Annotated in this window: 11 protein-coding genes; 8 read left to right on the plus strand and 3 right to left on the minus strand. The window is 39.5% G+C overall.

All coding sequences use genetic code 11. From position 1 onward, the window contains the following. Positions 1-15 precede the first annotated feature (15 nt). Positions 16-1062, minus strand: a complete 1047-nt coding sequence (locus IHV10_RS20745; RefSeq protein WP_197134106.1) for an ArsR/SmtB family transcription factor — start codon at positions 1060-1062, stop codon at positions 16-18. 241 nt (positions 1063-1303) lie between these two features. Here IHV10_RS20745 and IHV10_RS20750 point away from each other — a divergent pair, with 241 nt between their 5' ends. The 3 genes from IHV10_RS20750 (at position 1304) to bcp (ending at position 2903) form a co-directional block, all read left to right on the plus strand. Continuing rightward, positions 1304-1849 (plus strand): NADPH-dependent FMN reductase, encoded by a 546-nt coding sequence (locus IHV10_RS20750; protein ID WP_197134109.1) that lies wholly within the window; start codon positions 1304-1306, stop codon positions 1847-1849. A 100-nt stretch (positions 1850-1949) separates the two neighbouring features. Beyond that, positions 1950-2366, plus strand: coding sequence for an ion channel (locus IHV10_RS20755; protein ID WP_197134112.1), 417 nt, complete (start codon positions 1950-1952; stop codon positions 2364-2366). Between the two features lie 66 nt (positions 2367-2432). Then, positions 2433-2903, plus strand: coding sequence for a thioredoxin-dependent thiol peroxidase (gene bcp / locus IHV10_RS20760; RefSeq protein WP_197134115.1), 471 nt, complete (start codon positions 2433-2435; stop codon positions 2901-2903). 27 nt (positions 2904-2930) lie between these two features. Here the strand turns inward: bcp and IHV10_RS20765 are convergent, their stop codons facing one another. Further along, the gene (locus IHV10_RS20765) at positions 2931-3110 is read right to left on the minus strand and encodes an H-type small acid-soluble spore protein (RefSeq protein WP_197134118.1); all 180 of its coding nucleotides are present in this window, start codon (positions 3108-3110) and stop codon (positions 2931-2933) included. Positions 3111-3256: 146 nt separating this feature from the next. Between IHV10_RS20765 and IHV10_RS20770 the strand changes: the two genes are divergently transcribed. The 4 genes from IHV10_RS20770 to perR all read left to right on the plus strand — a co-directional run bounded on the left by IHV10_RS20770 (position 3257) and on the right by perR (position 6695). After that, positions 3257-4366 carry an aminopeptidase gene (locus IHV10_RS20770; protein ID WP_197134121.1) on the plus strand — a complete coding sequence of 370 codons (1110 nt, stop codon included), beginning with the start codon at positions 3257-3259 and terminating at the stop codon, positions 4364-4366. A 289-nt stretch (positions 4367-4655) separates the two neighbouring features. Beyond that, positions 4656-5606 (plus strand): D-2-hydroxyacid dehydrogenase, encoded by a 951-nt coding sequence (locus tag IHV10_RS20775; protein WP_197134124.1) that lies wholly within the window; start codon positions 4656-4658, stop codon positions 5604-5606. Position 5607: 1 nt separating this feature from the next. Next, positions 5608-6156: a cob(I)yrinic acid a,c-diamide adenosyltransferase gene (locus IHV10_RS20780; RefSeq protein WP_197134127.1), complete on the plus strand. Its 549-nt coding sequence runs from the start codon at positions 5608-5610 to the stop codon at positions 6154-6156. A 107-nt stretch (positions 6157-6263) separates the two neighbouring features. Then, positions 6264-6695 (plus strand): peroxide-responsive transcriptional repressor PerR, encoded by a 432-nt coding sequence (gene perR / locus IHV10_RS20785; protein ID WP_137792276.1) that lies wholly within the window; start codon positions 6264-6266, stop codon positions 6693-6695. A 34-nt stretch (positions 6696-6729) separates the two neighbouring features. Here perR and IHV10_RS20790 read toward each other — a convergent pair whose 3' ends face one another. Further along, positions 6730-7095, minus strand: a complete 366-nt coding sequence (locus IHV10_RS20790) for a YgzB family protein (RefSeq protein ID WP_066286256.1) — start codon at positions 7093-7095, stop codon at positions 6730-6732. Positions 7096-7213: 118 nt separating this feature from the next. Here IHV10_RS20790 and IHV10_RS20795 point away from each other — a divergent pair, with 118 nt between their 5' ends. Then, positions 7214-8080, plus strand: coding sequence for a nucleotidyltransferase-like protein (locus IHV10_RS20795; RefSeq protein ID WP_197134130.1), 867 nt, complete (start codon positions 7214-7216; stop codon positions 8078-8080). The last annotated feature ends 303 nt before the right edge of the window (positions 8081-8383 follow it).

The raw sequence follows: 8383 nt of genomic DNA on the forward strand, positions 1-8383 counted from the left end.
GACTTTAGCTTCCTTTCACGTTAAGTCAGCCGTGAAAATATATTCGTCCAAAACAGGCTGCTGCATAAATTGAGCGACATCTGTACGAAGTGATTCCAGTCTTTCTCGCTTACCGGTGTAAAAAACGTAATAGCCTTTTCTTTGTGTTTCGGCTAAACCACATAAAAGCAACTGCTTTAAATGATTCGATACGGTAGCTTCAGTGAGATGGTATTTATAAGCAAGTTGTTTCGTGCTGTAAGGATGGTGAAGCAAGTCTTGCAGGATCTTAAGTCTTGTTGGCTCACTCAGTACTTTTAATAAGGTAATTAAATCTTCAGGTGGTTCATGGTTTTTTTCTGAATCCGGAACAGCAACATGGAGTGCGATGCTAACTCGGTCTTGGTTGCAGCAAAGCATGACGTGTGGCGTAGCGAATGTAGATGGCTGAATCACGAGTCTAGGAAACTCTTCAAACGAAAACGTGTAAACATCATTCTTCTTAATTTTTATCGAATCAGAAGTTACTGTAACATCAGGATGTATGCTGTTTAAACTTTCAATTTTCGAGTCACTCAGTTCTTTCTTGAAATTGTCAGATGCTCTTGAAATCCAAGGCGTAATTCTGAAAAGCTCTTCTGCAAACAAGTAACGGTTGTAATCATAAAAGAAATCACAAACCTTCCTTTTCCAGGGCGCAGCATGTAAAAGAATGTCTCGTTCAATAGAGTGAAGAGGTGCTGATGCAGGGCTGTTTTTCCACTTGAGCAAAGAGTCACTTCCATATTTCTCACCTAGCAAGAGATAGGAAAACGTTAAGTCTGGAATGAGCGCTATACGTTCAATGGCCTCTTCGACGGTAGATTCATTAAATTGAAATTCGTTTCGAATGTTAACGAAATACATCCAGTCATAAAAATGCGGTCCCCATTTGTTGATTAAAAGTAAAAGATCTTGCGGTAATTTATTTTTTGCTTTTTCAGCCCATGCAAGTCGATATGGGTGGTGAGCAGGATTTTGAATAACGTGGAGGCTCATTATCATTTCGTTAAAAGGGGAAAAGTCAACTGAAACAAGTGCCATTTTCATCGTCCTTTCATTATGTATGAATGATTTATAATTTGATTAGCTGAAGATCGAATTAGTTTTTGAGAATTTCAAAATTACAAATAATTTACATTCTAATAGGAGATAAGTCAATGTTTATTTTCTGGACTTAAGACCTGATTTTTTACATGTCAAAGCTTATTGTTATAAATAAGCATTCATTATCCTGTAAGATATAAACAAAATCACATTGCATAGCAGAAATGAGGAAATACATATGAAAATTATGGTGATTGCAGGAAGTCCGACAGCAGAATCAAGAACAAGAGGAATTGCACAATTCGCTGCAGAAACGTTGAAACAGATGAACGTTGAAGTCTTGTATTTTGATGTAGGAATCGATAAGTTACCTTTATTTACAGGAGATGCTACGACAGCTCAGAATGAGGCAGTAAAAAAATTAGCTGAGTATGCTGAACAAGCTGATGGCTTTTTTGTAACGAGCCCAGAGTATCACAGCGGAATAAGCGGAGCATTGAAAAATGCGCTTGATTTCTTAGGAGGAAAGCATTTTAAGAACAAACCGTCAGCAATTGCTGTTGCTGCAGGAGGCGGAAAGGGCGGAATGAACGCATTGACTAATCTTCGCACTGTGCTCCGCGGTGTATACAGCTTAGTACTGCCAGATCAATTTGTTGCAGATCCAGTTAATTTTGATGAAGGCAACGTACTCGTTGATGAATTGGCACAAACGCGCGTGCGTGAGTTAACACTTCAGTTAAAAGAGTTAACAGAAGCGATTTCAGTAAACCAAGCTAAATAAAAAGTAAGAAGACAGCCTGTGAAAATCAGGCTGTCTTTTTTGATCATAAGGCTGTCCTATTCAATCTTTCTTTTTCATAGGATAAAGAGAGGTGGACAGAATGGAAAATGTCGTATTAGTAATCTTGATCATAACAACTGCTAGTCTCATTATCAGAAGTATATGGATGCTCTTTAAACATCCTGGAATCAAAGAACATCTGATGCCAGCGAGTCATCTGCTGATCTTGTTCATCGTGTACGGAACAATCATTTCAGGATTTGGACTCATTTATGCCCTTATCTCTCTGATGGGCTATCCCGTCATAAAACTAGAATTGAATCAGAGTGATTTTTTCTCTTTTATAGAAGCATGTATCTATTTCAGCAGCACGACGATTTTGTCAGTAGGTTATGGAGACATCGTACCTGTTGGAGCAGGAAGGTGGATAGCCGCTCTTCAAGCGCTGATAGGGTATTTGCTGCCGATTGCTTTCGTGCTATCTTCGGTTGTTCACCATAACAAGATGGCAAAATAGTTGTTTGAAAACGGACATATAGGCTACCCTTAAAGAAGATGGAACTTTAAGGAGGTCTAAAATACAATGACGATAAAAACAGGAAGTAAAGCACCTGACTTTACATTACCGGCAAGTAATGGAAAAGAAGTTAAATTAATAGATTTCAAAGGCAAAAATGTGGTTCTCTACTTTTATCCAAAAGATATGACGCCAGGATGTACAACGCAAGCATGTGATTTCAGAGATCGTCACGAAGACTTTAAGCAACAGAATACCGTTATTCTCGGAGTTAGTCCTGACCCGCTAGCGCGACATGACAAATTTATCGAGAAGCATGGTCTTCCGTTCATCCTTTTAGCTGATGAGGAACATAAAGTTGCAGAGCTATACGATGTTTGGAAACTGAAAAAGAACTTTGGCAAGGAATACATGGGAATCGAACGCTCCACGTTTATTATTGATGGAGAAGGAAACATCGCGAAAGAATATCGAAAAGTAAAAGTAAAAGATCATGTAGAAGAAGCGTTGAAATTTATAGAAGAAAATCTGTCATAGAAAAAAGCCCTGAGAAATCGGGGCTTTTTAACTTTCCTGAAGTTCGTTTACCGGTATGTCCATTTCTTGATCGGGCTGTTCTCTTGTGTAAGCTCTAGCGGTTTGATTGTTTTCATCAACAGATTGAAGCCATACAGGAGTTCCGTTGTGAAGCACTTGGATCTCTTTTTCTGATCTAATGATCTGCTGAGCGCGTGATACGTTCATGAATTCATTCACCTCCACACCAAATAGTATGCAACAGAGACTGATAGACTATGCTTTTCGTTCCTAATAAATAGGCATGATGGCTTATGCGTGATAAAATGAAATAGTGTGAATTTTATAACATATAAATTCGGGGGTTATACATAATGAGAGATGAACGTTTAACGACGTTGGCTAGAACATTGCTGACGCATTCACTAAAGGTTGAAAAAGGGCAAAAAGTACTTATTACTTCATTCTTAGCAGGGAAGCCACTCGTAAAAGAGCTCGTACAGGAAACTTACAAGTTAGGAGCTTTTCCTTACGTTCAACTAGCAGACGAAGAAATTTCACGTGCATTAATGATGGGCTCAACGAAAGAACATTCTGAGGCACAACTGAAATGGGATCTTGCACGCATAGAAGATATTGATGCGTATATCTCTATTCAATGTAAAAACAATGATGCAGAGTTCTCAGAAGTTCCAAGTGAGATTTTCCAGATGAAAGCGGAGATCAATAAGCCTGTTCAAAACATGATCATCAATGATCGCCAATGGGTTTTATTAAACTACCCAACTACAGGTCTTGCACAAATGGCAAAAATGAGCTTAGAAAAGTTCACTGATTTTGTACTTGATGTGTGCAACGTGGACTATAAGGCGATGGCTGAAGCACAAAAACCACTTCATGCATTAATGGAAAGTACAGATAAAGTACGCATCACAGCTCCGGGAACTGATCTAACGTTCTCGATCAAAGGAATTCCAGCTGTTATGTGTGCAGGTGAAAATAACATTCCTGACGGAGAAGTATTTACGGCACCCGTAAAAGACAGTGTGAATGGAACCATTACTTATAACACACCTTGTCCTTATCACGGAACCACGTTTAACAACGTAAAACTTACATTCAAAGATGGAAAGATTGTTGAAGCCACTTCAGACAACACCGAAAAATTAAACGAGATCTTTAATACAGATGAAGGTGCTCGTTATGTTGGGGAATTTGCGATCGGGGTAAATCCACTGATCCAGCACCCGATGGGAGATATCTTATTTGATGAGAAGATTGGCGGAAGCATTCACTTCACACCTGGAAGAGCGTATCAAGATGCATACAACGGAAACGAATCAGGCATCCACTGGGATATGGTGTTGATTCAGCGTCCAGAGTACGGCGGAGGAGAAATCTACTTTGACGATGTATTGATCAGAAAAGACGGTTTGTTCGTACTGCCGGAACTTCAAGGTCTTAATCCGGAGAATCTTAAGTAGTATTCTTAATTAGAAGGGATACCTCGGCTTTTACCTTCAGTGAGAATGTTGATTGGAGTGTAAGGTGCGAGACTCCTGGGGGATCAGCGGGACAGGTGAGACTCTTAATAGTGCAAGGCACTAAGAGGCTCACCGTACGCCCCCCGGAAAGGGAGCATCCTGGAACGGAAATCAACCGCCCACATAGAGCAACAAAGCCTATCTCAAACAGCCAAAACAAAACAGCAACAACTTAAAAAGCGGGGAGCACGTTCCCGCTTTTTCTATTACTCGAAAAGAGGTGTTTCTTATGATTCTTTCCAGCGCGCGATTAAGAGATGATATAAAAGACGGATTAAAGAACACGTTCCCGAATGAAGAATTTCATTTTTATAAGAACATGAAAGAAGCTAAGGCGTATCTTAATCAAGCTGAAATCTTATTATCTTATGGGGAAGATCTAACTGATGAATTAGTAGCTGAATCAAAAGAACTACAATGGATCATGGTTATTTCAGCTGGTCTTGATAAAATGCCGTTTAAAGCTCTAGAAAAACAAGATATTCTGATTACGAATGCAAGAGGCATCCACAAAACGCCTATGGCAGAATATACGATTTCCATGATGCTGCAAGTTTCACGGAAAGCAAGTCTGCTTTTAGAAAATCAAAAACAGCACACGTGGGATCGGAAAGTGCCGATGACTGAGATCTCAGGAAAGACGCTTGGTATATTAGGAACAGGAGCAATCGGATGCGAGATAGCAAGACTTGCGAAAGCTTTTAATATGATAACCATCGGATTTAATAGAAGCGGGCATCCGGCGGATAATTGTGATGTAATCGTGGATAAAGAAGGAATCTCCACTCTTTATGAAGAAAGTGATTTTATCGTGAATGTTCTCCCATCAACGCCACATACTTTTCATTACGTTGGAAAGAGCGCCTTTTCTCTAATGAAGCAAAACACAGTATTCATTAATATCGGAAGAGGAAAAACGGTAGATGAAGTAGAGCTGATCCAAGCATTGCAAGCCGAGAAGATTGGCCACGCCGTTCTCGATGTGTTTGAAAAAGAGCCATTAGTAGAAGAAAGTCCATTATGGGATATGAAGAACGTAACGGTTACGCCGCACCTTTCAGGGATTTCACCTCAGTACCAAGAAAGAGCGATCGAGATCTTTTGTGATAATCTAACTCTATATAGAAATGATAAGCGTAAAGAGATGATCAATATCATTCCATATGACCGGGGGTATTAGTATGAAAATATACACAAAAACTGGAGATAAAGGAACAACATCCTTAATCTTTGGTGAACGGGTTTCTAAAAACGATGTGCGGGTAGACGCTTATGGCACATGTGATGAAGCGAATAGCATGATCGGATTTGGCGTAAGCTTGCTGCCGAGAGAAGAATGGGCTGAAAAAGCAACAACTGTTATGCAAAAAGTACAGACTGTTTTATTTCATGTTGGAGCTGAGCTAGCGACTCCAGCGGGTAAGGAAGTAGCTTGGAAATTAAAAGAAGAAGATATCTCATTTCTTGAAGAGACGATTGATCATTGGCAGGCGGGACTGAAACCTTTAAAGCAGTTCATTCTTCCTGGTGGTTCCCCGTCAGCAAGTGCTCTTCATACCGCACGAACAATTGCGAGGCGAGCAGAACGTATTGCTGTAGAAATTGAAGGTGTAAATCCACTTGTGTTGTCTTATCTTAATAGACTTTCTGATTTCCTCTTCGTTGCTGCACGTTACGTTAACGAACAAATGAAAGTGAAAGAGCCAGTTCTACACGAAGATCAGTCCTAATACAATACTGCATACATACACTTCAATTGACAAAACCTGTAGAAAAGCAGTAGACTAATTATAACGATTATAAAGTAAGAATTCTTAAAGAAATGGGGTGCATGACGATGTCAAGCGCTAAGATAAACGCGGCAATCGACAACTTAAAATCAGTAGGTGTACGGATTACACCTCAGCGTCATGCTATCTTAGAGCATCTTATCCAATCAATGTCCCATCCGACTGCTGATGAGATTTACAAAGCGCTGGAGGGGAAATTTCCAAATATGAGTGTAGCAACAGTCTACAATAACCTTAGAGTTTTTAAAGAAGCGGGTCTTGTAAAAGAACTGACTTATGGGGATTCATCAAGCCGATTTGATTGTGTGACGACTGATCACTACCATATCATCTGTGATTCATGCGGCAAGATAGTGGATTTCCATTATCCCGGTTTAGATGAGGTTGAGAGTCTAGCAGAATCTGTAACAGGGTTTGATGTAGGCCGACACCGTATGGAAATTTACGGAGTATGCCCGGATTGCAAAAGAAAACATTAAAAAAAAGCTGACTTTCCACTACGGTAAGTCAGCTTTATCTATTCTCTTTGCGCATCTGGCGTTTTGAGTTGTATTTCTCATCAAATTCTTCGCCCTCAAGACCTTTATCCATCGTAAGTGGCTGGTTACATGACATACATGCATCTACACGTCCTAGTACTTTCGTTACTTTTCCGCAGTTTGGGCAGACAACCTGCACAGCCTGAGTAGAGATCATACCAATCCAGAAGTAAACACCAGCACTAGCGATCGTTGCAATAAACCCAATCACCATAAAAATAGACATAACGACAAAACTTGTCTTGAAAAACAGGCCTGCATACATGATGATAATACCTATAAACACAAGGCTAAGAGCGAACGTACGTATTTTATTGATTTTGCTCGTATACTTTATCATACCTGTCCCTCCTCCGTTCATTAGTATAACATATGAACTCTTAGGAAAAGAAAAAGGATTTCTTTATTTGATGTTGAAAGTAACAAACAGGATTTTGTTAAAATGGGAGATGACCTTCATGGAAGATATTTTACGCCCGCTGTATCAGGAGAGAGCAAGCAACGAAAACACATTAGGAGTGCTTTTTGTTGAAAAGAATAAACCATTCAGCCCTGGCACGGATCACTTTGATTCAATACTTCTTATTATAGTAAAAGAATCCGATCAGCCTTTGATGATCAAACACTACGAGTTTGAGTCAACCTCAGCTGCGCTTCACATTGTGACAGAACAACTGCTTAATTCTTGGTTGATGCTTGGTACGAACAGAAGAGCGGTTGATTGGGTGATGAACGGGAAAGTTCTATTTAACCGTAATGAGTACATAACAAGATTAAGAGACCGACTTCACGAGTTTCCTGCTGAAGAAAGAACACATAAGATTGGTCTTGAGTTTGCAAAACTACTTCGCCGATATAACGATGGAAAAGAACTCTTCCACTCGGGCCATTATTTAGATGCATTTAACAACATCATGCATGCTCTTCATCATTTAGCTCGTCTATCTGTTATTGAGCATGGATATTATCCAGAAGTTACTGTTTGGAACCAGGTGAAGATGATCCAACCTGAAATCTTTAAGTTGTATGAAGAGCTTGTAACAGGAGAAGAGACGATTGATAAAAGAATCGAACTTCTATTACTAGCATCAGAGTTTTCACTTTCTTCTAAGACAAAATTAGGTGCGCACCATCTGTTGGGTATTATTAAAGAGAAGGATGAATGGGCATATCATGAATTGATGGAACATGATGAGGTTCAAGACTATGCGATCGATCTTCCTATGATTCTTACGCACTTAAAAGACAAGGGTTATATAAAGGCAATCAAGCGGGAAACAAAGAGCAAAAACCTGTATCATCGTTACTACTCAATAAAAGAATAAACTTTTTTCTAAAAAGGTGTTGACCTGTTTATCTATATCGTGCTATATTATTTCTTGTCGCTGCGACACACAGAAACAATGTTGCAGTCGGGAAACACGATAAAAAAACAGGTTGACATCTTGTTTTTAAGATGATATCCTAATAAAGTCGCCAAAACGAGCGACGCACGAAACACACAGTTCTTTGAAAACTGAACAAAAGAAATAGGTAAGGAATTAAGAATTAATTCCGTCAGTTTTAAAACTAGAGCAAGACAAACACTTTTATGGAGAGTTTGATCCTGGCTCAGGATGAACGCTGGC

Origin of the sequence: Fictibacillus sp. 5RED26, assembly GCF_015903895.1 — a bacterium.
GTDB classification, from domain to species: Bacteria; Bacillota; Bacilli; order Bacillales; family Fictibacillaceae; genus Fictibacillus; species Fictibacillus phosphorivorans.